The following is a 20,581-nucleotide window of genomic DNA, read 5'->3' on the forward strand; positions in this document are numbered from 1 at the left end:
CCTTCACCTGGACCAAGACCGCCGACGAGATCCTCAGCTCCCTCGCCGACTACCTCACCAAGGTCGGTGCCGACAGGCAGCAAACAGAGCAGAACTAACCATCAGAATTTCTGGCGCATCACACTAGCAGTGCCAGGGGCACCAGGGGCGTCGTCGGGGAGTTATACGCCGGGGGACGGTGACGCGGGCGGTGCCGCCTCGCGCCGCGCTCTCGCTCCGGCGCTCCGGGCCGCGGACGCGATGTCCTGGAGGGCCGCCAAATGCCGGGCCAGCGCCTCGTGTCCGGTGGGTGTGAGGGAGAGCCAGGTGCGGAAGCGGCTGCCGACGGCGCCCTTGCGGACGTCGAGGTATCCGACGGCCTCCAGCGCCGAGGCGGCCTTGCTGAGGACCGAGTCGGATACCTGGCAGTAGTCGCGCACCGTCCCGAACTCGGCCTCGTCACAGGCGGAGAGGAAGGCCGCGACGGTCAGCCGGGTGGGGTGGCGGAACGTCGCGTCGAGGGCCGGGCTCTCCGTGGGCGGTTCGCCGGGAGTCATACGTGTTCCCGTAGTTTCCGCTCGACTGTGAGGTTCTGCCGCGCGGAGTGGACCCAGATGCCGAGCCCCAGCGTCGTGCCCGTCACCGCGACGGTGGCCGGGACCCCGAGCCCGAGCAGCAGGCACAACCCCCACACCAGGAGGACCACTGCGAGCACGGTGAGGGTGATTGCCCGCTTTCGCGCTCCGGAGGGCCCCACCAGCACGCCGGTACTCCGCTTGCGGAGCCGGGCGAGCCCGAGGCCGAGCAGGATGGCCGGGAGACCTGCCCATGTCCACAGGCCGGCGGTGCCGTCGGCGTGGGCCAGGCCCATACCGACGCTGTAGGCCGTCAGCAGGGCCGCGGCCGACGGTCCGTACCAGGCGGGTACGAGCTGCGCCTGGAGCTGGGCCCGGTTCCGGGCCGCCCCGGCGTCCCGCAGGGCGCGCGCGGCGGCGTCCGCGTCATCCGGCGGCGCGGCCGGGCTCGACGGTGCGGTGGGGTTGCTGTCCTGCGCTGGCATCGGGTGTTCCTGGCCCTCCGTAGACAAACGACCGGCTGCCGGCTGTCGGGCACCGGTTGGTGATTGCCATCTTTTCAAGGTCTTTCCATTTTGGAAAGTCTAGTCCATGGTGTCCCGGTATCCGGCCTCGCCGGCCGAAACTCCGCGACGAGGCAGGTCAGTCCTACGCGGAGCTGGTCATGGCCGCGGCAGCCGAGCAGGGTGAGCCCTGGCGGACCTTCCTCAGTACCGAGCACATGGACGCCCTCCTGCTTGAGCACCGGCTCCAGCCGCTTGAGTACGTCCGGCAGCGCGAGACGGTGGACCCCGCGGAGTGGGAACGCGCCGACGTGCTCCGTCCGTTCGAACTGTCCGTACTCGCCCGCGCGAGCGTTCCCGCCCGGTAGGCGTGCCCGCTCGGCGGGCGGGTCGGCCCGGTGGATCGTCCTGCTGGATCGACCTGCCGACCGGTCCAGGGCTCGTGGCCGGACTGGGACCGGACCGGGACTGGAGCGGGACTGGAGCGAGTCCGGGCGTGTCACCCTGCGGCACTTCGGCTCTGACCTGTCGGATGCTCTTGGTTCCGGCAAGCGGCCGCGTGGTGACCGAGCGTCCTACCTGGCGGGTGAGCGTGGTGCTTGGCCAATCAGCGTGGTGCTTGGCGGGTGAGCGTGGTGCTTGGCGAGTCAGCGTGGTGCTAGGCGAATGGGCGTGGTGCTTGGCGAGTGGTGCCGGGTGCTTCAGCCGGCGGGGCGAGCACCTGGGTTGGCGCCCCTCTTGTGCTTACGTGCCGGGGTGTCGTCGAGGCTCCGTGTCAGTGCGGGGTGAGGAGGCAGAACTCGTTGCCCTCCGGGTCGGCCAGGACCGTCCACGGCACGTCGCCCTGGCCGAGGTCGACGTCGGTGGCGCCGAGAGTCCGCAGCCGGGCCGCCTCCGCCGCCTGATCGTCACCGGGGTACGGGCGGAGGTCGAGATGGGTGCGGTTCTTCACGGTCTTCGCGTCGGGGGTGCGGAGGAACTCCAGATACGGGCCGACACTCTTGGCGGAGCGCAGCACCGCGTGATCGTCGGTCACCTCGTGCAGGGTCCAGTCCATCGCCTCGCCCCAGAACCGGGCCATGGCCCGCGGATCCGCGCAGTCGACCGCCACCGCGGCCATCGGCCCGGTGTCCCGGTAGACCGGTCGCGGCTCCAGTACGCAGAACTCGTTGCCCTCCGGATCGGCCAGGACCGTCCACGGCACGTCGCCCTGGCCCACGTCGGCGGGCGTCGCGCCGAGCGCCTGGAGGCGCGCGACCAGCTCTGTCTGATGGGCCGCAGAGGTGGTGGCGAGGTCGATGTGCACACGGTTCTTCGTCGTCTTGGGTTCCGGGACGCGAAGGACGTCGATGCAGACGGCGACGGGGTCGGGATAGGCGAGGCCCACGGGTTCGATGTTGGTCACGCCGGGTCCCTCGCTGGCAAGGCCCCAGCCGAGCGCCTCCGCCCAGAACCGGCCGACCGCGGAGTCGTCCCGGGCATTCATCGCAATCTGAACAAGCCGTGTCGCCATGCGGCCGACCCTATGCACACCGCCCTGCCACGACAACGCTTTTACCGTCGCCCAGCAGCGCTCGACCCGCTCGCCAACCGCAGTGCTCGGCTCGCCGTCTCGGCGGCGGAGTCCCCGTTCCGGACCGGTGTCCCGCTGTGGCTGCATCAGAACGCTACGGACGTCCGCGGCAGGCGGCACCTCGTCGAACTTCGCCGCGTGGGCCACCGGGTCCTGGTTCCGGGCCCGGCACGGGACCGCCCCCTGCCCGTTCCCGCCGGGTCCGGTTCCTTCCGTGCCGCAGGGAATGTCACCCGGTGTGGTGCCCCCGTGGGGCTTGGCCGCAACCGTGTTAGCCGGGTGTTAGGGGCGCGGCAGCCTGGCGATAGTGGCGCCGAGCAGAGTGGGTGTCGTACCGAGGAGAGAACGACACCGACTGCCCCTGGGGGACCCGAAATGAGCTCCAACGCCACCGCCCGCACCGCTCGTCGCCGCACCCTGCGTCTCACCGTCGCGGCCCTGACCGCAGTCGCCGGGCTCAGCCTGACCGCCTGCTCCGGCCTGGACGTCACCGGTACGAAGGCCGCGGGCCAGACGGACACGGGCGTGCCCGCCGCCGAGTCCGGTGGCACGGGTTCCTCCGCCGGGGCGCAGGGCTCCGACGCCCAGGCGGACCCCGGCGCCAAGACCGACACCAAGGTCGATGCCAAGGCTGACACCAAGACCGGCACCCAGGCCGGTACCAAGGTGAGCGCTGGGGGCAGGCAGTCGGGTACCGGGCACGCCGCCGCCGGTGGTGGCCGGGCGGCCTCGGGTGTCGAGCGTTGCCACACCTCCGGGCTGAAGGCGGCGTTCGCCATGGGCGGCGACGCGGTCCCGGACCCGGGCGCGGACGGCGCGACGACCACCAGCATCGTGCTGACCAACAAGGGCAGCCGCACCTGCGTGATCGGCGGCTTCCCGGGCGTGGACCTCAAGGCCGAGAACGGCACGGCGGGCTGGTCGCTGGCTCGCTCGTCGGCCAAGCACGGCTCGATCACCCTCAAGCCCGGGGACAGCACCGACTTCACGATCAACGTCGCCCTGGCCAAGGACGACGACAAGGGCTTCTGGATGCCCGCCTTCGTGGCCGTCACCCCGCCGAACGAGACCACCTCGCTGACCCTGGACTGGCCCTGGGGCCAGCTCGTCGACCAGCGCGGCGCCACCCACCCCGCCACCTTCGTCAACCCCATCGGCTGACCACCCCGGCTGACCACCCCGGCTGACCACCCCGGTTGACCACCCCGGCGCGGACCCGTCCCGCCGACGCTCTGCCGAGAGAGTCCGCTGCCCCGGTGTCACACACCGGGGCAGCGGACTTTCCGCTGTACGGATACGGAGCCGCGCCCCAGGCGCCGGGCCGCCCCCCCGAGGGCTGCCGCGCTCCGCCCGTTCCGGCGTACATGGTCCGACTATGCGCACGAAGGGATGGTTTAGCCGGTGTGTCCGTCTTCCCCGGTAGGTGGCGGGGAAAGGCATCGGTGGGCCGTCCGCGATTGACGTCGGTGGGCCGCCGCGATCTTCGGCGGTCACAACTGCCCCTGGGGATAGGGCAAGAGCAGGGTCAACGGCCCAGCGAGAACGGGTGCGTCGCGCCGCCACGGCCGACGGATCAGCTGCCCGTACCCGCGCCAACGCCCGTTCGGGCACGTCCGGTGCCCGGCCATCCCGCAAGGAGAGACCGTCATGACTGCATCACCACGAGTACGCCGGACCGGCCTGCGCACACTGGCGGCCGGCGCCGTCGCGGCGTTCCTCGCCACGGCCGCGCCGGTGACCGCCACCGCCGCCTCGTCGCACACCGCAGCCGGTGCCGCGACGCGGGCCGGTGAGGTGATCCGGTGCGGCGAGGTGGCCGCGGATCTGCCCGACGTGTTCGGGCGGAACTGCGACTCCGACCGCTGGGGCCCGATCTCCGACTTCACCATCGCCGACCACGACACCGGTCAGTCGTACCGGTGTCGCACCGGTTGGGTCGAAGGCTCCCTGTGGGTCCTCGGCCAGGACTGCCAGCCGGACGGGAACGGCGAGGGCTGAGCTCCCCCGCGCCTGGCGGGCGTATGCCCCGGCCGGGTCGTGCTGCTTCAGGTCATTGATGGACCGGAGACGTCCTGACCCGTCAGGACCGGCGGAGTCCGGTGGCCTCGCCGGTCCTGACGGCTGTGACGAACGAGTTCCAGGCGGGGGCGGGGATGACGAGCACCGGGCCGTCCGGGTTCTTGGAGTCCCGGACGGGGACGAGGCCGGGGAGGTCGTCGGCGACCTCGATGCAGTTGCCACCGGAGCCGTTGCTGTAGCTGCTCTTTCGCCAGGTGGCAGCGCTCAAATCCACGCGGATGCTTGCCATTTGCATCGTCCTTCGCTGCTTGCCCGATCCTTTTGAGGGAAGCCTCCGGCGGCGACAGCGCGGTGGCTCGGAGCCGACCGTAAGACTTCGCATAGTCCTTCTTGTAGTCCTTCACGAGTGCCGGATCGTCGACGACCTGGCCGGAGTGCCTGCCCTCTGTGTACATGAGGGGTGGGGCGTCGTCGAAGGTGAAGTGCCATGTGGCGCCCATATGAAGGGGTGGGCTGCTGCATTGCACGTAAGGATCTGTGTAATGCAGCGACGGCGCTGGGCTACGGCAACGATATGAGCAAGCTGCTCTGCCATCTCGTCATACCCGACCACATCGGCAGCCTGCTGGACGACGACATCACCCTCATCGCCGTCCAGCAGACCCCGACGACCGACGCAGCGGGACGTGACGGACTACGGCCGCAAGTCCTGTCGTGACGCGTCGGCCGGAATCAGGAACCGGCGGTCGCCGCCGCCAGCGTCGTGGCCATACGGGGCGAAGTGAACAAGTTGGTCGCGTCGCCGGTCGACGGGTGGTACGAGCCCCACTTGAGGTAGTCGGAGGTGCCGTCGTAGGTGGTGCCGGTGTACTGCGTCGCGCCGTTGGCGAACTTCTGCTTCACACCGTCGAACCACAGCTCGATGGTTCCGTCGGTGCGGCCCGCGTGGATCTTCAGGGCGTAGGAGTGCCATTCGCCGTTCTTGACCGGGGCGCTCCACAGCGGTACCGCGACGTGTTTGTAGGTCCACGACTGGAGGCGGATGCGGCCATTGGTGGCGTCCAGCTCGATGGGGTGGTTCGCCGTGCCGCTGCTCGGGCTGCACTTCAGCTGGAAGACGTAACGGCTGTTGTTGTCCCGGATGTCGACCTTGGACGACCAGCCCAAGTAGAAGGTGCTGCCGGACTTCAGGGTCGGGCCGACCACCTCGCAACGCTCCTGGCCGCCGGCCTGGCGGGCGCGCCAGACTTTGCCCTTGACCGCGTCGCTCGCCACCCCGAAGTTGCCTTTGGCGCACTGGACGCTGGGGAACGTGGCGGGACCGGCCTTGATGTCCGGGGTCCACAGCACCTTGCCGCTCGGTGCGGACGAGTTGGTGACGCCTGGGCCGTTGGCCGGTGCCGCCTGGGACGTGCCTTTGGCGTCGGCGGGGCCCGCCGCGGCCGGCCATGCCAGGGCGGCGACGGCGGTGGTCAGACCCGCCAGTAGCCCGACGGTCACCACCGTTTTCCGTGGTGACTTGCGGGTTTCTCGGGCGCGAGACATCTGACTCCTTGTGGCCATGGGGACCTTGCGGCTGGAAGCAGGAAGTGTGGCGGGACCACTGGCCGGATGTACACCCAACCGCTTGTGAAATCTGCGGAAAGTGAACGGGGGTGTGGACCGGGTGGTCCGCTGAGCGGGGTCCTTGCCCGCTCAGCGATTCTCCAGGACCTGAGACTTCACGCCGTACGCGGGGTGCGCGACGGCCCCCGTCCCGTCACGACCGGTGAATGCCGGTGGCCGCACCGGTTTTGACGGCCGTGACGAAGGAGTTCCACGCGGGGGCGGGGATGACGACCACCGGGCCGCCCGGGTTCTTGGAGTCCCGGACGGGGACGATGCCGGGGAGGTCGTCGGCGACCTCGACGCAGTTACCGCCGTCGCCATTGCTGTGGCTGCTCTTGCGCCAGTGGGCGGCACCGAGGAAGCCTTCTGCCACTTCGACGCAGTCGCCGCCGTCGCCATTGCTGTGGCTGCTCTTGCGCCAGTGGGCTGCCCCAACGAACCCCTCGGCGACCTCGATGCAGTCGCCCCCGGTGCCGTTGCTGTGGCTGCTCTTACGCCACTGTGCGGTGCCCAAGTCGATCTCGGTCCTTGCCATTTCGATGGTCCTCCGCCGCTTCCTGGATCAGGGCCAGGGACGCCTCAGGTGACAGTGCGGCGGCCCTGAGCAGATCGTACGACTGGCGGTACTCCTTCACGAGCGCCGGATAGTCGATGAGCTGGCCACTGTGCAGGCTCTCGGTGTACGCCACTGGAGGGGCATCCGTGAAGGTCATGAGCTTGGCCATGCCCATCATGAAGGGGTGGGCGGCGCTGGTTTCCGGAACGACTTGGAGAATGGAATGGGTGGTCTTGACCACGTCCGCGATGTGCTCCAACTGCTCAGCCATCCGCTCCGCGGGGAGCACTCGACGACGCAGCAGTGGTTCGTCCAGGATCGCCCAGAACTCGGGAGGGTCCTCCCCGTCGAAGAGTTCCGCCCGTGACAGCCGGGCGTTCACCTTCTCCTCGACCTCCTTGCCGGAGGCCCGGGGCATGGCCGCTCGCACGATCGACCTCGCGTACGCCTCGGTCTGCAACAGGCCCGGCACGAGCATCGGCGCCCATTCCTCGATGGTCTCCGCGTGCTGTTCCATCTCCGCGACGTCCGCGAAGTACTCCGCGTGTCCGCCCCGCTTCGCCTTCTGCACGTCTTTGCAGCACCGTTCGAAGTAGCCGTCTGTCGCCAGTACCCGGTCCACATGGATAGCCAGCCTCAGTGGCATCCGGCGCGTGCCGCGCTCGATCTCGCTCAGATAGCTCGGCGCGTAGAAGCTGTTCGCGACGGTCGCCTGGAGAGTGAGGCCCGCCGCCTCCCGCTTCCAGCGCAGTTCCTTGCCGTAGAAGGCGGGGACGCTCACGGAGCCGTCAATGTCTTTGCGTGCGGGCATGGTTCACCGTTCCACGGGTCGCGCGGTGGAGTCCGAAACCCTTTCACGCTACGCCGCGTCACGGCACTCTGTGAGCGTTTCGTCACAATGCGCACAGGGAGGCATACACCCCATGTCCGACCGTCACCACACCCACGCCCAGGCTCACGGCCAAGATCACGATCACGATCACCATCCCGACGTCCCCGACTGCGTCGGACGGCTCCGGGCGGCGCTGGCGGCGAACGGCATCACGCTGCCGTCGCTCGGTGTCGATCTGCCGTCCTTCGCGGGCGGTTGGAGCACGCCGCTGGTCGCGCTCGGCAACTGCAACGCGGAGACCGCGCAGCGGCTGACCGAGGTGCTCGTCCGGGCGGCCATCCGGTGACACCGCCGCCCCAGCCACCCGCACCCTCCGCCCCGGCCGCGCCGTCCGCCCCGCTGCGGCCGCTGACCGTCGAACTGCTCGCGTTTCCCAAGGAAGTGCCCGCGCTGCGGCACGCCGTGCGCGAGTACCTGGGCGGGCCCTGTGCCGATGTGCAGCTCTGTGTCAGCGAAATACTCAGCAATGTGATCCGGCACCTGGGGGAGGGCACCCCCGTCACCGTCACCGTCCGCGTCTCGGGGAGCGGGGACGGCCGTACGTGGGTGGAGGTCACCGACCCCGATCCGCGTGCCCTGCCCGTGCTCCGGCAGGCGGCCGGTGACGACGAATCCGGGCGGGGGATAGCGCTGCTGGACGCGCTCGCCCTGTGCTGGGGCGTGCGGCAGGGGGTGGCGGGCAAGACCGTCTGGTGTGTGCTCGCGGGCGGGTGATGCCGGGGCGTCTCATACGCCCGTCAGGCCGTCGATCCGTTCCCGGATCAGGTCGGCGTGGCCGTTGTGGCGGGCGTATTCCTCGATCATGTGGACGTAGATCCAGCGCAGGGAGACCGGGGTGCCCCCGAAGTCCCCGGTGGTGTCTAGAGGGATGTGCGCGGCGGCCGCCCGCGAGGCGCGGACCTCCTCCTGCCACAGGGCCAGCGTCCCGGCGAGGGTGGCGTCGGCCGGGGGTGTGAAGCCGCCGTCGGCCACCGTGGGGTCGAAGGCGGCGCCGCGTACGGTCGGCAGATCGGCGCCCGTGAGGACGCGCCGGAACCAGGTCCGCTCCACCTCCGCCAGGTGCTCGACCAGGCCGAGCAGGGTGATCGGGGAGGGGGCGGCGGAGAGCGTCCTGGCTGCCGCGTCGTCCAGCCCGGCGCATTTCGCGGCGAGGGTGGCGCGGTGGAAGTCGAGCCAGGATTCGAGGGTGGTGCGCTCGTCGGCGGTCATGGGCGGGACGGGGCGATCGTCCGTGGTGGTCGTGCCGGTGGTGGTCATGGGGACAGCGTCCCAGCCGCCACTGACAATCGCCCCGGTGCCCGGTGCCCGGTGCCCGGTGCCCGGTGCCGGGCCGCGGGCTACGTGGCCGAGCGGCCGAAGAACTCCAGTTCCGCGATGGCCACTTGCTTGTTGCCGGTGGCGCCGTACGCGGAGCGCAGCACCAGCCGTACGGTCGTCGCGTCCCGTACGCGGACGTCGAGCCGCTGCACACCGCCGTCGTTGATCCGGTGGTGCGAGGTGTACGCCTTGCCCGCCGAGTCGGTGACGATCAGGTCGAACTCCTGGGGCCGGGCCTGGGCGGCGGCCTGGGCGGCGCGCGGTGAGGTGCCGGGGGTGATCAGGAGGGCGAGCAGGTCGGTGGGCTGGCCGAAGCCCGCTTCGAGCCACTGGCCGGCGGCGCTCCCCGAATAGCCCGTCCCCCACCAGGTGTTGGCGTATCCGTCGAAGGCGCGGTCCGGGCCCTGCTTCGCGTCGGAGTGCGAGGCTTTCCAGGTCGTGGGGTGTACGGGGACCCGCTTGGCGAAATGGTCCTGGACGGCCCGTGCGGCGGGCGGTCCGCCGAAGATGCCGCCGACCACCAGGGCCGCCACCCCGGCGGCCACCGCCACGCGGACGATCCAGCGGGACCGGCCGCGGGCGAGCCGGGGCCGCTGGCCCGCGTAGGGGCCCTCGGCGGGGATCTCCCCGCGGTCCTTGAGGAGGCTGGTGCAGCTGCGGCAGAAGTAGCGCCGTGGTGCGTTCGGGGTTCCGCAGCCGGGGCAGGGCGGGCCCTGCTCGGGACCGACGGCCGCGTGCGGCGTCCGCACCTGCGGGCGGGCGGCCTCGGGGCGGCCGGGCAGGACCGTGCCGGGTGCCTGGGGCGGTGCGGCGGGGCTCGCCTCCGGTACGGGGACGAGCAGGGCGCGGACGGCGGTGTCGCTGGGGCGGGACCCGGGCGCGGGCGGTTCTTCGGGGTGGGGGCCGGAGGCGGCCGGGGCGGTGGGGCTGGGGTAGCCGGGGTAGCCGGTTGCCGGACCGGGTGCGGGGCCGGTGGCCGGGGCGCCCCCGGGGCCACCGGCGGCGCCGTATCCCTGCCGGGGGTCGGTGGCCGGCGGGGGGCCGTAGGACGGCGGCGGGCCGAAGCCCTGCGGCGGGCCGAAGGACGGGGAGCCGTCCGGGAGCGCGGCGGCGGACGGCAGCGGTGTGCCCTGGGGCGGGGTGGGATGGTCGGTGGCGGGTGTGGCGGGGATCGGCAGGGTCGGGTCGTCGTCCGCCGGTCCCGGTGCGGCGCCGGGGGCCGCCGCGGGTGCGGGGCCCGTCCCGGGGCGGGCACCGGCCGGGGTGTCCCAGCGGAGGAAGGCGCCGCAGGAGTCGCAGAAGGACTGGCCCGTCTGGCGGGCGGGCGTGCCGCAGTCCGGGCAGGCCGTGGTGGGGGCGGTCATGGTCAGATCCCTTCCGGGGCAGAGGGGGCGGGCGGGGAAGCGGGGGCATGCGGCGGCGGTGCGGCCGCCGGGCCCGTCACCTCCACCGTGAAGGGGAGATGGGCGGGGCGGGCCGCCGCGACCACCGCGCGTACCCGATGGGTGTCCACGGTGGCCGGGTCGGACACCCGGAGGGTGACATGGAGGCCGGGGCGGGGTGAGCCGGGGAAGCCGCCGAGGGGGCGCGCCGACCAGGTGGCGCCGCCGCTCTCGGTGATCTCGGGGGTTACCCCGAAGGCCAGTTGGAGGGCGCCGCGCAGACCCTGGGAGGTGCCGCGCAGCCGGTGCAGCCCCACCGCGGTGGCCACCGCGTAGCGGCGGACGGGCAGCGCCTCGGTGCCCTCCAGTTCCGCGCCGACCCAGGTCGCCAGCCAGTCGACGAAGTCCTCGGGGGCGAGCGAGGGCATGAAGTAGGCGTCCAGGCAGTCCAGCACGTTGAACAGCGGCGCCAGCACCACGTCCAGGCCCTCGACGAACCGCTGGGCGAAGTCGTCGTCGGCGTAGACCCCGGGGAGCTGGTCGCCGAGCGGGTGCACGGAGGGGAGGTCCGGGACGGACCCGCGGTACGAGGGCGGGGCCTGGGTGCCCGTCGTGGCCTTCGAGAAGGAGAGGGACGGCGTGGTCATCGGGCCTCGATCACACGGATGCGGTGGTCGAACGGGAACAGCAGCGCCGACGGGTCGAGGTCGAGGCGGTCGGTGGCGTCGCCGCGGCGGCCGGTGAGGGGGTCGGCCGGGTGCAGCAGGACCTCGTCGACGAGTTCCACACCGGGGACCCGTTGCAGTGCGGCGAAGATCTCGCCGGAGTGCAGCGGGCGGCCGAACGGCCAGCCCGTCCCGTGCGCCCCGCCGGTCAGCGGGTCCAGATAGGCGTACAGGGCGTCCAGCGCCTCGGTCCGTACCCGCTCGGCCTTCGCCGCCCGGAAGGAGTGCAGCGTCGCGACGACCGTGACGCCCTGGTAGAAGGGCGGGCCGACGGCGAGCCGGGTGCCCAGGGGGCGGCGCTCGTCGAGGAAGGAGGTGACGCGGTCCAGCAGTTCGTCCCCGGGGACCAGCTGCTCGAAGCGCAGCCGGCCGTCCCGGTCGGCCACGGCCTGCGGGACGACCAGCACCCGTACCGCGTTCTCCCCGGCCTGCGGGGTGTCCACCGACAGGCAGCAGATGCGGGCGGCCTCGGGGGCGGCGCGGCGGGCCAGTTCCTCGTAGTCGCGCGCGGTTACCGCACGCTCCTGGGCGCGCAGTGCGATGGGCGCCCGCACCTTGGCCTCGCGCACCGTCTCGCCGTCCACCCCGCCGCGCGCCGCCTCGCGGTTCTCCACCGCGGCGATGTACGGGATGGAGCTGCGCAGCACCTGGATCGCGCCGCGCGCCACATTGCCGGTGCGCCCGCCGCCCGTGCGGTAGTGCGTCGCCCGGATGGCGCTGCCCTTGGGCGGTACGGCCCCGTACTGCGCCATGGAGCCGTCCGGCAGGCGTACGGAGGGGCCGAAGGCGACCTCCCCGGTGGCGGCGTCCAGGGTGAGGTGCCGGTCGCCGGGGCCGGAGGAGGCGAAGTCGGAGACCACCTCCCACGGCTCCCAGCCCTCGCCCGAGGAGATCTCCAGCAGCAGCGGCGGGTGGCCCGCGACGACCGGGGCGTGCGCCAGGCGCAGCCGCTGACCGGGCACGCCCGCCGATTCGCCCAGCGGCTCGTCGCGTACGGATTCGGCGTGGGTGGCGGGTGTCGTCCCGCCGATGGTGAACGCGGAAGCGGCCCGTACGGTCGGGGAGTTGCTGTAGAAGGGCTGGCCGGGGACGGCGGCCACGACCCGGCAGCGCAGCCAGCCGCCGTCGGTCCGGCCGACGCGGGAGACGGTGTGGCCGGCGGGGACGTGCAGCACGACCTCGCCGGGCCGGTTCAGGCCGCCGGTGGAGTCCTCGTCCACCTCGCAGGCGGTCCAGCCGTCCGCCGTCCACGCCTCCCAGACGAGCGGCGGCTGACGCGGGTCGACGCCGACACCGTCCACCCGGCTGTCCAGCCGCAGTACGGCGATGCACCGGGGCACCGCCGCCGACAGCCCGAAGAGCAGGGTGTCGCCGGGTTGCGGCGCGGCCGCGAAGGCGGGCACATCGCGGCCGCCGAAGACGTCCTGGCCCCGGTCCTCGGGGGCGGCCCCGGACTCCTGGCGCAGTACGGCGGAGAGTTCGCAGGGCACGACGGTCAGGTTCTCGTCCGTCGCGAAGGCCACCGCCTCCTCGGTCTCGGTGCGGCTGGTGGCCACCTCCGTACCGGCGGGCAGGACGACCGGTTCGGGCTGCGGCGCGGAGAGCCGGAAGGTCACCTCGGCGCGGGCCGCCGACGGCGGGAAGAGGGTGATGCCCAGCAGGTCCAGGAAGGCCAGCTGGTTCTTCTCCGGCACCCGGTTGAGCCGGTAGACGAGCTGGTCGGCCATGTGGGCCACGGCCTCGATCAGGGTGACGCCCGGGTCGGAGACGTTGTGGTCGGTCCACTCCGGACAGCGCTGCTGGATGTAGCGCTTGGCGTCGTCGACGAACTGCTGGAAGCGCCGGTCGTCGAGGTGGGGGGCGGGCAGAGCCATCACAGATCGCTTTCGGTTGCCGGGGACCCGGTGGCGGACTCTCCGGAGGACGGGATCACGTAGAAGGGAAAGACCAGGCTGCGCGGGTTGTTGGTGCCGCGCACGGCGTAGGTCACATCGATGAAGAGGACGGACGGGTCCTCGGGCGCCGGGCTCACCTCGACGTCCAGGACCTCGATGCGCGGCTCCCAGCGGTCGAGTGAGGAGCGCACCTCGTAGCGGATGCGGCCCGCCGTCGCCTCGTTGACCGGCGCGAAGACCATGTCGTGGACGGCACAGCCGAATTCGGGCCGCATCGGGCGCTCGCCGGGCGCGGTGGCCAGCACCAGCCGGATGGACTCCTCGATCTCCCGCTCCCGGCGGGCCAGCGCGATCCCGCCGCCCGCGTCCGTACGCAGCGGAAAGGCCCACCCCGCGCCGACGAAATGCTCACTCATGTCCCACGCTTCCCACTGCTCCTCGACCCGCCATTCCCCCGCGCTGCCACTTCGCTACTCGCTGCGTCGCCACTTCGCCACGCCGGTACTCCGGCCGGCACGCCCCACGTCTCGCCCTTCCGCCCCTCGAAGCACCCGGCACCCGCCCCGGCTCAGAACGGGATGGCGTTGCGGAGGACGGCCGGGGCCATCAGGTTGACCGTCGAGACCGAGTTGACGGTGACCGGCCCCATGGCCTTGATCCCCACCGTCCCGGCCGCGTTGATCTGCGCCATACCGCCCGCGTTCACGTCGAACTTCGCGCCCGCCTTGACGTCCACCGACCCGCCGGCCCGCAGGCTCAGCGAGCCCCCGGCGGTCAGCGACAGGTCACCGCCCGCCTTGATGTCCACCTTGCGGGTGCCGGTGATGGTGACGGACCCGTCGCTGCGGACGGTCACCTCGGTGCGGGCCTCGTCCAGGTGGACGGTGAGCGAGCCGTCGCCGGTACGCAGCCGGATGCCGCGGGCCATCCGGGTCCTGGCGTCCAGCAGTTCGACGGTGTGGCCGCTGCGGGAGGCGAGGCTGCGCCAGTTGATCCGGCCGCTGGTCGGGTCCACGGGCTCGATGCCGTCGGGGTCGGGGGTGGGCTTGTCCACGCCGTTGTAGAGCCCGGCCAGGACGTACGGATGCTCCAGCGAGCCCCGGTCGAAGGCGCACAGCACCTCGTCCCCGACCTCCGGCAGCAGCAGCCCGCCGCCCCGGACACCGCCGAACTGCGCGACCCGGCACCAGTCGCTCTCGTAGGTCTCCGACAGCCAGGGGAAACGCAGCTTGACCCGGCCGAGCCGGAGCGGATCCTTGGCGTTGGTGACCTCGGCGATGGCCACGCCCGGCAGTGCGGGTGCGCTCTCGGGGCCGCCCGACGCCAGCCCGTACAGCGACCGGAACTGCCGTCCGGAGACGGTCAGCCAGGTGGTGAACTGCCGTCCGGACTCGAAGACATGGCGCACCCCGGTCGCGGTGTACTTCCCCTCGAACGGGAAGCCCGCGCCCTTCAGCGCCACCGGCCGGCCCGGCAGCAGGTCCGGATTGCCCTTGACCGCCACCTCCAGCTCGGCGAAGGAGGCGGTCACATCGTCGGCGAGCGCACGGGCGGCGTGGGTGACCTGGGCCAGGGTGGTGTAGGGGGTGCCGGTGGAGGTCAGCTCGGCCGGGCCGAAGGGCGAGGTGACCTGCGACGGCTTGAGGTCGGCGTCGATGTCCTCGCTGGTGGTGGCCGGGGACTCGGCGGACAGGGCGCGCTTGGCGCGCATGTCCCAGCCGCGCGCGCCCGCCCGGTCGACCTGCCCGGCGGCGGTCATGGCGACCCGGCTGCGCAGCGCGTTGTGCCCGAACTCCAGGACGTACGGGCTCTGCGCGGCCGGGGTGGTGTCGGCGGGCGCGCCGGAGGCCGGCGGCAGGGCGCTGAACCGCAGCTTCCCCTCCTGGTCGAAGGAGAGGTGGACGTCGTTCTCCTGGGCGAGGCGGGTGAGGAAGTCCCAGTCGGTGATGTTGGGCTGGGTGGCCAGCTCGTAGACGGTGGGGGTGGAGTCGACGGTGCCCAGGGTGAGCTTGTTGCGGGTGGCGAGGCGGCGGACGATGTCGGAGGCGGTCATCTGGGGGTAGCCCGCCACGCGCCGGTTGCGCAGCAGCCGGTGGCCGGGGTCGTAGCCGCGGACGACCAGGGACTTGCCGCCCGCGTCGGCGTCCACTTCGAGCGCGGTGATCTCGCCGGTGAGCAGGGGTTTGCCGCGCTGCCCGTCGGTGAACGGGGCCAGCACCGCCTTCGCCCCGATCTTGATCAGCGGGAAGGTCTCCAGGATGTCGCCGCCGGGGTCGCTGAAGGTGAGCTGGAAGGCGGAGGGGACGTTCACGCTGGCGTCCACCCAGCCCTCGACGAGGAGGACGGCGAGTTTGTCGGGCAGCCGGGTGCCCTCGATCTCCACATGCAGGACGCTCGTGTAGGTCTTGTCGCTCATCGGGTGGCCTCCGCCTCGTGCCTGTTCCGGCCGCTGCCGCGCTCTTCGTGGTGTTCGTCCGCCGCCGGGATCAGCAGCTCCGTACCGGGGTGCAGCCGCATCGGGTCGTCGATGTCGTTCGCCTCGGCGATCCGCCGCCAGCGCGTCGCGTCCCCGTACTCCCGCCAGGCGAGCAGCGCGAGCGAGTCGCCCGCGACCGTCCGGTGGACCCGGCGGGCGGAGAGCGCGCCGGACGTGGGGTTCTGCCCCTTGGTGGGCATGGACACTTCGGTGAGCGCGAGGGAACAGGTGGCGCGGAGCGGCTCGCCGGTGGGGTTGAAGAGGGTGTACGTGGCGCTGGCGCTGGTCACGTACGCCACGAACTGCACCGTGTTGAAGGACCCCCAGGAGAACCGCACCCAAGGGGGCGAGGGCCGCTTGGTGTTGATGCTCTGCGGTGTCACCTCACAGCACGACAGCAGCAGTTCGACCTGCTTCTGCACCTTCCCGCCGTTGGGTGTCCCGGAGGAGTCGAGGAACACCTCCAGCTGGAGGGTGGCCGGCATGGCGCCGGTGAACTGCGGCGGCGCACCGCGCGCGTAGGCGACGGCGGCCTGGGTCTGCCAGTTGGCCGCCCGGCCCATCTGTATCTGCGTCGGATTGAACTGGAACTCCACCTCGCCGATCCGGCCGCCCATGGACCCGCCGAGGTCGGTGGGCGGCTGGTGGATGGCGAGCGAGGCCCGGACGAGGCTGGCTCCCGCCTTGCCGCCGGTCGGCGCGGCCATCTCAGGCACCTCCCGCGTCGGTGAAGCCGTGATGCGCGATCTCCAGCGTCTCGGTGGCCACACTCGGGCTGGCCGGGTCCAGCGTCGGCCCCTGCCAGCGCACCGGCAGCACCTCGACCAGCCCCCACTGCGCGACGATCGAGCCGTCGGCGCGGAGCGCGGCGATCTGCGCGGTGGGCCGGGTGATGCCGGTGGCCAGTGAGGAGATCCACGCGGCGACGCGGGAGGTGTCGGCGGTGAGGGGACGGGTGAGACGGATGGTGGAGAACGTCACCCGGGTGGGCAGCTGCCACACGAAGCCGTTGTTGCCGCCCTCCTGGCGCTGCTCGACCTCGACCTCGGAGGCGAGGCCGTCACAGCCGTTGAACAGGCCGAGGTCCTGGCCGTCGATGGTCAGCTTGAAGAAGACGGTGGAGCCTGGGTCCTTGGTGGAGGGCATGGGTGGCCGGGTCTTTCGTGTGGGCTGGGCGGGCGGGGCTGGGGCGGGTGGTACGGGGTGGGCTCAGCGGCCGTGGTCGCGGAGCCGGCCGATGCGTTCCCGGTCGCCGCGCAGTTCCGCCCGCAGGAGGCGGGAGAGCGGCGCGACCAACCGGCGGGCCAGATCGTCCAGTTCGGCGGCGGAGGTGAAGGCGGGAGGGGACGGGGGATCGGCGGAGGCGGCGGCCGGGGCAGCGGCGGACGAGGTGGCGGCGGTGCGGGTGATGGGGGGCGGCAGTGGTTTGTGGGTGGGCGCGGGGGAGGGGGCTGAGCTTCTCTGGACGGGGGCGCTGCGCTGTACGGGAGCGGGGAGGGGTGCGGGCCGGGGCGTGGGGGCAGGGGTGGGGGCCGCCAGTGGCATGGGCATGGGCATGGACATGCGTGGGGCGGGGGTGGGGGTGCGCAGGGGGGTGGGCGCGGTGGCGGGCGCGGGGGGTGGGGTGAGGGGGGACCGTTGGGTGGGGGGTGCGTCGGTGGGGTGAGCGGTGTTCGGGGCCGGAACGGGGAACGAGGCCGGGGTCTGGGTCGCGAGGCGTTGCACGGTGGGGCGTACGGGGTCGCCGGTTCTGGCCGGTTCGCCGGTGCCTGCGGGGTTGCCGGTTCGTACGGGGATGACGGTGGGCGTCTGCTTGGCGAAGGTCATCGGTGAGCTGGTGCCCGCGGTGCGCAGCGGTACCGCGGACGAGGGTGCGTCGCCCTGGTGAGCCGTCCGCTTCGGCGGTGCGGGTGACGCCGCCGACTGCGGCCCCGCGACGGCTTCGGCCGGGCGGCGGGCGGCGAGGGGCCGGGCGGACGCGAGGGGGGCGCGCTGGGTGACGAGCGTCGGGGTCCCGTCGGTACGGCCCTGGTGCCCGGCCGACTGCACGGGTTCACCCGCCGAGGGGCGCGTGGGCAGGTCGGGCCGCACGGCGGTCGGGGGCGTGGCGGGTACGGCGGGTATGGCGGTCACGGCGGGCGCCGGGGAGGTCGCTGCTCGCTGTACGGGGGCCGGTGCGGCGGCCGAGGGGAGGGCAGGGAGTGGCCCGGTGGCCGGTGCGCTGATTACGGGCAACGGCTGGGCAGGGAGCGGGTGTTGGCGGGTCTCCGGTGCCGTGGGCCGGGGCGCGGTCGGCTGCGCGGGCGTGGCCGTGGCCTCGGGTGCCGAGCGGTGCGTACTCCTGGGCGGGGCGGGCGGCGGCGGGGCGCTGACCGGGCTCGGCGTGGGGCGGCCGGTGGCGGCTTCCGGTGCCGAGGCGCGCTGAAGCGGGGTCGCGGCGGCGTCGGCCGGCCGGTGCGCCGGGGGCGTGATCGGTGCGCCGATCAGTGGACGGCGGCGGCCGCTGCGGGCCGCACCGGGCTCGACGGACCGGCCCTGCTGCGCCGAGGGCGGGTCGGGCGGACTGGGCGGGGTGGTACCGGGCGTGGCCGCGCGCTGGTCCGGGGTGGGCCCGGCGGTCTGCGGGGCGGTCTGCCCGGTGGTCCGCGCGGCGCGCTGGACGGGGGTGTCGCCGGTGGTGGGTCCGGAGTTCCGCGCGGGCGTGGGCTCGGCGGAGCGGGTGGCGGTGGGACCGGCGTTGGGCTTGGCGTTGGTGTCCCCGGGGGTGTGCCGCGTGGGCGCCGGGGCGGACTCCGGTGTGCTCCGGGGCGTGTTCTCGGGCGCGCTCAGGGGTGCGTTCAAGGGTGCGCCGAGAGGGGTCTTCAGGCGCGCGCTCCGGGGGGCTTTCGCGGGGGCGGCCTGGGGCGTACGCAGGGGGGCTGGGGTCGGTGCTGGTGCCGTCGCTGGTGCCTGGGCCGGTCCGGATGCCGAGGGCTGTGCCGGTGCGGGCGCGGGGGCCGGCCGGTGGGGAGTCCCGCTCGGAGCGGCTGACCGCGGTGCGGGGGACCCCGGCGCGGCGGCTCGTTGTACGGCGGTCCGCGGGGCGGCGTCGGAGGAGGGGGCGACGGGAGCGGCCCGGTGGGAAGGGGACACCGGCGGTGCGGCAGATGAGGCCGGTGCGGCTGATATGGCCGGTGACGTTGGTGGCGTCGGTGATGTCGATGACGCACGTGATGTTGATGACGCACGTGACGTCGGTGACGCGGGTGACGCCGGTGTGGTGGGTGACACCGGTGTAGTGGGTGTCCCCTGCGGGTTCGGCGCGCTCTGTGTGTTCGGCGCCGGGGTGGTCGGGGTCGCGTTCGGCTGGAGCGGGGCGCCAAGTCCCGTACGGCGGGCGGACGTTGTGCGGATGCGCTGGACAGGCTGGACAGGTTGGCCGGGCTGGGCCTGCTGCGGGGCGCGGCTGTCCGGGCGTGCCGGAACCGGTGCGGGGACCGGGGGCGTGGCGCCACCGGTAGCGGCCCTGGCGGGGCCTGCCGATGCGGAAGGTACGGAGGGTGCGGAGGGTGCGGCGCCCGGTGCGGAGCCCGGCGTGGCCGGGGCCGACGGGAGCGGCGTACCGAGCCCGGGGCGGTGCCCGGTCAGTGCCCGGGTGGCCGGTACCGGCGGGGTGGCGCCGGTTTCGGCCGGTGCGGGCTTGCCAGGAGCAACGCCGGAGTCTGTCGTGCCACGGCTCCGCTGTACGGGCTGGGGCGTACGGCTCTCCGCACTCCGCTCGACGGGCGAGGGAGAGGGCGACGGCGAGGGAGAAGGTGAAGAGGTGGCTGCGGGCGGCGCCGGGGCAGGCGTGGGCCGAGCCGCCTCGGGCTGAGCTGTGGGCCGGTTCCCGGTCCGGGCGCGTACGGGGGCGGGCGACGGGACGGGCGCGGTGGCGGGGACGCTCGACGGCGCGGGGGCCGCCGGGGCAGGTCCCGGACCAGGGCCGGTTCCCGGGCGCGCGCCCGGTGCGGGTGCGTCGGCGCCCTTGACCGCTCCCGCGTCCGGGACCGCACCCGACTTCCTGGCCGGGGCCGGGCTCGGGACCGTCCCAGGCTTCGGGGCAGGGGCAGGGGCAGGGGCAGGTGCCGGGGCCGGGTCAGGGCCCGCGTCCGGGGCGCCGCCCGTACCCGCCTCAGGGGCGCGGCGTACCCGGCGTACCGATACCCGCCGCTGTACGGCCCTGGCAGGTGCTGCGGGCCGTACAGCGGCGGGATCCCCGGCCGCCGAAGCGCGTGGTGACGCGTCGGCGGCCGGTTCCCCGGTACCGGCGGGGGAAACCGGGCCGGGGAGTCTGGGGGGCCGGACCTCGGCGGCCGCAGCCGGGGCGTCCGGCGCCGCCGGGGTGGCGGCACCGGCCGGGCCGGACGACCGCTCCGGCTTCGGGGCCGGGGCGCTGCCGGCCGGCCGGAGCTGCCGCGGGGGTTGCGGGACCGGACGCGCGGAGATGAGCGGAGAGCGCACCGCCGCCCGTCGCTGTACCGGGGCCGGGGCCGGTTGCCCCGGTGCCGGGGACGGGGAAGAAGGCGAGGAAGCCGTGGATGCCGCGGGTGTCGTCAGCGCCCCCGTCCCCGTCCGCAGCCCCATCCGCATACCCACACCCGCGCCGGTGCCCGCGTCCGCGACCGTCTGCGGGGCCGGTGTCGGGGCGTCGTCCGCCCGCTGTCCCGCGACCGGCAGGCGAAGCGCCGGCAGGTCGAGGGCGGACGGCTGCCCGGCGACGGGCGTGAGCACGCCGCCGAGCACGCCCGCGGGGGCACCGGCCCGTACTTCGTGGCTCAGTTCACCGTGGAAGGACGGGTTGTGGTGTGCGGACAGTGAGCGCGCGAAGTCCGGCGCCGCGACGGTACGCGGCGCGGCCAGCACCCGTTGGACGGGCGGCAGGGCCGTCCACCCGGGCGCGGCCGTGCTCCGGCCGTCACCCGGGTGCGCCGAAGCCGCCCCGGAAGCCGGCTCCGCCGACCCGGCCCGTACTCCCGGCGCCGCCGCGTCCGAGGTGCCCGCCGCAGTCGCCGTGTCCGGCGTCGCATCCGTACCGGCCTGCACCGCGGCCTCGGCACTCC

Annotated in this window: 22 protein-coding genes and 1 pseudogene; 6 read left to right on the forward strand and 17 right to left on the reverse strand. The window is 73.3% G+C overall.

Annotated features, from left to right (window positions below):
- Positions 1-161 precede the first annotated feature (161 nt).
- Together ACLJWH_RS21075 and ACLJWH_RS21080 are read right to left on the reverse strand one after the other, a co-directional pair.
- Positions 162-536 (reverse strand): transcriptional regulator, encoded by a 375-nt coding sequence (locus tag ACLJWH_RS21075; protein ID WP_411143284.1) that lies wholly within the window; start codon positions 534-536, stop codon positions 162-164.
- Positions 533-1,039: a hypothetical protein gene (locus tag ACLJWH_RS21080; RefSeq protein ID WP_411143285.1), complete on the reverse strand. Its 507-nt coding sequence runs from the start codon at positions 1,037-1,039 to the stop codon at positions 533-535. The genes ACLJWH_RS21075 and ACLJWH_RS21080 overlap by 4 nt, the downstream gene beginning before the upstream one ends.
- Positions 1,040-1,218: 179 nt before the next feature.
- On the opposite strand from ACLJWH_RS21080, the gene ACLJWH_RS21085 reads away from it, so the two are divergent.
- Positions 1,219-1,425 (forward strand): hypothetical protein, encoded by a 207-nt coding sequence (locus tag ACLJWH_RS21085; RefSeq protein WP_411143286.1) that lies wholly within the window; start codon positions 1,219-1,221, stop codon positions 1,423-1,425.
- Between the two features lie 407 nt (positions 1,426-1,832).
- Here the strand turns inward: ACLJWH_RS21085 and ACLJWH_RS21090 are convergent, their stop codons facing one another.
- The gene (locus ACLJWH_RS21090) at positions 1,833-2,570 is read right to left on the reverse strand and encodes a VOC family protein (protein WP_411143287.1); all 738 of its coding nucleotides are present in this window, start codon (positions 2,568-2,570) and stop codon (positions 1,833-1,835) included.
- A gap of 435 nt (positions 2,571-3,005) precedes the next feature.
- On the opposite strand from ACLJWH_RS21090, the gene ACLJWH_RS21095 reads away from it, so the two are divergent.
- Entirely contained in the window at positions 3,006-3,791 is a 786-nt protein-coding gene (locus ACLJWH_RS21095; RefSeq protein WP_411143288.1) for a DUF4232 domain-containing protein, read from the forward strand.
- A gap of 486 nt (positions 3,792-4,277) precedes the next feature.
- The gene (locus ACLJWH_RS21100) at positions 4,278-4,628 is read left to right on the forward strand and encodes a hypothetical protein (RefSeq protein WP_411143289.1); all 351 of its coding nucleotides are present in this window, start codon (positions 4,278-4,280) and stop codon (positions 4,626-4,628) included.
- An 82-nt stretch (positions 4,629-4,710) separates the two neighbouring features.
- On the opposite strand, the gene ACLJWH_RS21105 is transcribed toward ACLJWH_RS21100, so the two are convergent.
- On the reverse strand, positions 4,711-4,938 hold the full coding sequence (locus ACLJWH_RS21105) for a DUF397 domain-containing protein (RefSeq protein WP_411143290.1): 228 nt from the start codon (positions 4,936-4,938) through the stop codon (positions 4,711-4,713).
- An 88-nt stretch (positions 4,939-5,026) separates the two neighbouring features.
- Positions 5,027-5,149, reverse strand: a pseudogene (locus ACLJWH_RS21110) (XRE family transcriptional regulator); the annotation flags it as partial.
- A gap of 74 nt (positions 5,150-5,223) precedes the next feature.
- On the opposite strand from ACLJWH_RS21110, the gene ACLJWH_RS21115 reads away from it, so the two are divergent.
- Positions 5,224-5,367 carry a hypothetical protein gene (locus ACLJWH_RS21115; protein WP_411143291.1) on the forward strand — a complete coding sequence of 48 codons (144 nt, stop codon included), beginning with the start codon at positions 5,224-5,226 and terminating at the stop codon, positions 5,365-5,367.
- Positions 5,368-5,381: 14 nt separating this feature from the next.
- On the opposite strand, the gene ACLJWH_RS21120 is transcribed toward ACLJWH_RS21115, so the two are convergent.
- From ACLJWH_RS21120 to ACLJWH_RS21130, 3 genes are all read right to left on the reverse strand, one after another.
- Entirely contained in the window at positions 5,382-6,194 is an 813-nt protein-coding gene (locus ACLJWH_RS21120; RefSeq protein WP_411143292.1) for a heparin lyase I family protein, read from the reverse strand.
- 214 nt (positions 6,195-6,408) lie between these two features.
- The gene (locus ACLJWH_RS21125; protein ID WP_411143293.1) at positions 6,409-6,792 is read right to left on the reverse strand and encodes a DUF397 domain-containing protein; all 384 of its coding nucleotides are present in this window, start codon (positions 6,790-6,792) and stop codon (positions 6,409-6,411) included.
- Complete coding sequence (locus ACLJWH_RS21130; RefSeq protein ID WP_411143294.1) at positions 6,749-7,624, reverse strand: helix-turn-helix domain-containing protein; 876 nt, start codon at positions 7,622-7,624, stop codon at positions 6,749-6,751. The genes ACLJWH_RS21125 and ACLJWH_RS21130 overlap by 44 nt, the downstream gene beginning before the upstream one ends.
- 112 nt (positions 7,625-7,736) lie before the next feature.
- Here ACLJWH_RS21130 and ACLJWH_RS21135 point away from each other — a divergent pair, with 112 nt between their 5' ends.
- Together ACLJWH_RS21135 and ACLJWH_RS21140 are read left to right on the forward strand one after the other, a co-directional pair.
- Complete coding sequence (locus ACLJWH_RS21135) at positions 7,737-7,991, forward strand: hypothetical protein (RefSeq protein WP_411143295.1); 255 nt, start codon at positions 7,737-7,739, stop codon at positions 7,989-7,991.
- The gene (locus ACLJWH_RS21140) at positions 7,988-8,419 is read left to right on the forward strand and encodes an ATP-binding protein (RefSeq protein WP_411143296.1); all 432 of its coding nucleotides are present in this window, start codon (positions 7,988-7,990) and stop codon (positions 8,417-8,419) included. Before ACLJWH_RS21135 ends, ACLJWH_RS21140 begins: the two co-directional genes overlap by 4 nt.
- A gap of 12 nt (positions 8,420-8,431) precedes the next feature.
- On the opposite strand, the gene ACLJWH_RS21145 is transcribed toward ACLJWH_RS21140, so the two are convergent.
- The 9 genes from ACLJWH_RS21145 to ACLJWH_RS21185 form a co-directional block, all read right to left on the reverse strand.
- Positions 8,432-8,962 (reverse strand): DinB family protein, encoded by a 531-nt coding sequence (locus ACLJWH_RS21145; RefSeq protein WP_411143297.1) that lies wholly within the window; start codon positions 8,960-8,962, stop codon positions 8,432-8,434.
- Between the two features lie 80 nt (positions 8,963-9,042).
- Entirely contained in the window at positions 9,043-10,386 is a 1,344-nt protein-coding gene (locus ACLJWH_RS21150; protein WP_411143298.1) for an NADase-type glycan-binding domain-containing protein, read from the reverse strand.
- A 2-nt stretch (positions 10,387-10,388) separates the two neighbouring features.
- The gene (locus ACLJWH_RS21155; protein WP_411143299.1) at positions 10,389-11,051 is read right to left on the reverse strand and encodes a phage tail protein; all 663 of its coding nucleotides are present in this window, start codon (positions 11,049-11,051) and stop codon (positions 10,389-10,391) included.
- Entirely contained in the window at positions 11,048-13,003 is a 1,956-nt protein-coding gene (locus tag ACLJWH_RS21160; protein WP_411143300.1) for a putative baseplate assembly protein, read from the reverse strand. Before ACLJWH_RS21160 ends, ACLJWH_RS21155 begins: the two co-directional genes overlap by 4 nt.
- The gene (locus ACLJWH_RS21165) at positions 13,003-13,440 is read right to left on the reverse strand and encodes a GPW/gp25 family protein (protein WP_411143301.1); all 438 of its coding nucleotides are present in this window, start codon (positions 13,438-13,440) and stop codon (positions 13,003-13,005) included. Before ACLJWH_RS21165 ends, ACLJWH_RS21160 begins: the two co-directional genes overlap by 1 nt.
- A gap of 152 nt (positions 13,441-13,592) precedes the next feature.
- Positions 13,593-15,440 (reverse strand): VgrG-related protein, encoded by a 1,848-nt coding sequence (locus ACLJWH_RS21170; protein ID WP_411143302.1) that lies wholly within the window; start codon positions 15,438-15,440, stop codon positions 13,593-13,595.
- Positions 15,437-16,207 (reverse strand): LysM peptidoglycan-binding domain-containing protein, encoded by a 771-nt coding sequence (locus tag ACLJWH_RS21175; RefSeq protein WP_411143303.1) that lies wholly within the window; start codon positions 16,205-16,207, stop codon positions 15,437-15,439. Before ACLJWH_RS21175 ends, ACLJWH_RS21170 begins: the two co-directional genes overlap by 4 nt.
- Before the next feature lies 1 nt (position 16,208).
- Entirely contained in the window at positions 16,209-16,646 is a 438-nt protein-coding gene (locus ACLJWH_RS21180; RefSeq protein ID WP_411143304.1) for a phage tail protein, read from the reverse strand.
- Positions 16,647-16,709: 63 nt separating this feature from the next.
- Positions 16,710-18,341 (reverse strand): hypothetical protein, encoded by a 1,632-nt coding sequence (locus tag ACLJWH_RS21185; RefSeq protein WP_411143305.1) that lies wholly within the window; start codon positions 18,339-18,341, stop codon positions 16,710-16,712.
- Between the last annotated feature and the right edge of the window lie 2,240 nt (positions 18,342-20,581).

It is taken from the genome of Streptomyces sp. x-80 (assembly GCF_046549095.1).
Classification (GTDB): domain Bacteria; phylum Actinomycetota; class Actinomycetes; order Streptomycetales; family Streptomycetaceae; genus Streptomyces; species Streptomyces celluloflavus.

Bases quoted from the DNA above. Each gene is read 5' to 3' on its own strand.
- ACLJWH_RS21100 (WP_411143289.1), top strand. From the start codon at position 4,278: ATGACTGCATCACCACGAGTACGCCGGACCGGCCTGCGCACACTGGCG.
- ACLJWH_RS21170 (WP_411143302.1), bottom strand. From the start codon at position 15,440: ATGAGCGACAAGACCTACACGAGCGTCCTGCATGTGGAGATCGAGGGC.
- ACLJWH_RS21135 (WP_411143295.1), top strand. From the start codon at position 7,737: ATGTCCGACCGTCACCACACCCACGCCCAGGCTCACGGCCAAGATCAC.
- ACLJWH_RS21075 (WP_411143284.1), bottom strand. From the start codon at position 536: ATGACTCCCGGCGAACCGCCCACGGAGAGCCCGGCCCTCGACGCGACG.
- ACLJWH_RS21180 (WP_411143304.1), bottom strand. From the start codon at position 16,646: ATGCCCTCCACCAAGGACCCAGGCTCCACCGTCTTCTTCAAGCTGACC.
- ACLJWH_RS21150 (WP_411143298.1), bottom strand. From the start codon at position 10,386: ATGACCGCCCCCACCACGGCCTGCCCGGACTGCGGCACGCCCGCCCGC.
- ACLJWH_RS21080 (WP_411143285.1), bottom strand. From the start codon at position 1,039: ATGCCAGCGCAGGACAGCAACCCCACCGCACCGTCGAGCCCGGCCGCG.
- ACLJWH_RS21125 (WP_411143293.1), bottom strand. From the start codon at position 6,792: ATGGCAAGGACCGAGATCGACTTGGGCACCGCACAGTGGCGTAAGAGC.
- ACLJWH_RS21145 (WP_411143297.1), bottom strand. From the start codon at position 8,962: ATGACCACCACCGGCACGACCACCACGGACGATCGCCCCGTCCCGCCC.
- ACLJWH_RS21120 (WP_411143292.1), bottom strand. From the start codon at position 6,194: ATGTCTCGCGCCCGAGAAACCCGCAAGTCACCACGGAAAACGGTGGTG.
- ACLJWH_RS21085 (WP_411143286.1), top strand. From the start codon at position 1,219: ATGGCCGCGGCAGCCGAGCAGGGTGAGCCCTGGCGGACCTTCCTCAGT.
- ACLJWH_RS21090 (WP_411143287.1), bottom strand. From the start codon at position 2,570: ATGGCGACACGGCTTGTTCAGATTGCGATGAATGCCCGGGACGACTCC.
- ACLJWH_RS21175 (WP_411143303.1), bottom strand. From the start codon at position 16,207: ATGGCCGCGCCGACCGGCGGCAAGGCGGGAGCCAGCCTCGTCCGGGCC.
- ACLJWH_RS21130 (WP_411143294.1), bottom strand. From the start codon at position 7,624: ATGCCCGCACGCAAAGACATTGACGGCTCCGTGAGCGTCCCCGCCTTC.
- ACLJWH_RS21095 (WP_411143288.1), top strand. From the start codon at position 3,006: ATGAGCTCCAACGCCACCGCCCGCACCGCTCGTCGCCGCACCCTGCGT.
- ACLJWH_RS21115 (WP_411143291.1), top strand. From the start codon at position 5,224: ATGAGCAAGCTGCTCTGCCATCTCGTCATACCCGACCACATCGGCAGC.
- ACLJWH_RS21160 (WP_411143300.1), bottom strand. From the start codon at position 13,003: ATGGCTCTGCCCGCCCCCCACCTCGACGACCGGCGCTTCCAGCAGTTC.
- ACLJWH_RS21105 (WP_411143290.1), bottom strand. From the start codon at position 4,938: ATGGCAAGCATCCGCGTGGATTTGAGCGCTGCCACCTGGCGAAAGAGC.
- ACLJWH_RS21155 (WP_411143299.1), bottom strand. From the start codon at position 11,051: ATGACCACGCCGTCCCTCTCCTTCTCGAAGGCCACGACGGGCACCCAG.
- ACLJWH_RS21165 (WP_411143301.1), bottom strand. From the start codon at position 13,440: ATGAGTGAGCATTTCGTCGGCGCGGGGTGGGCCTTTCCGCTGCGTACG.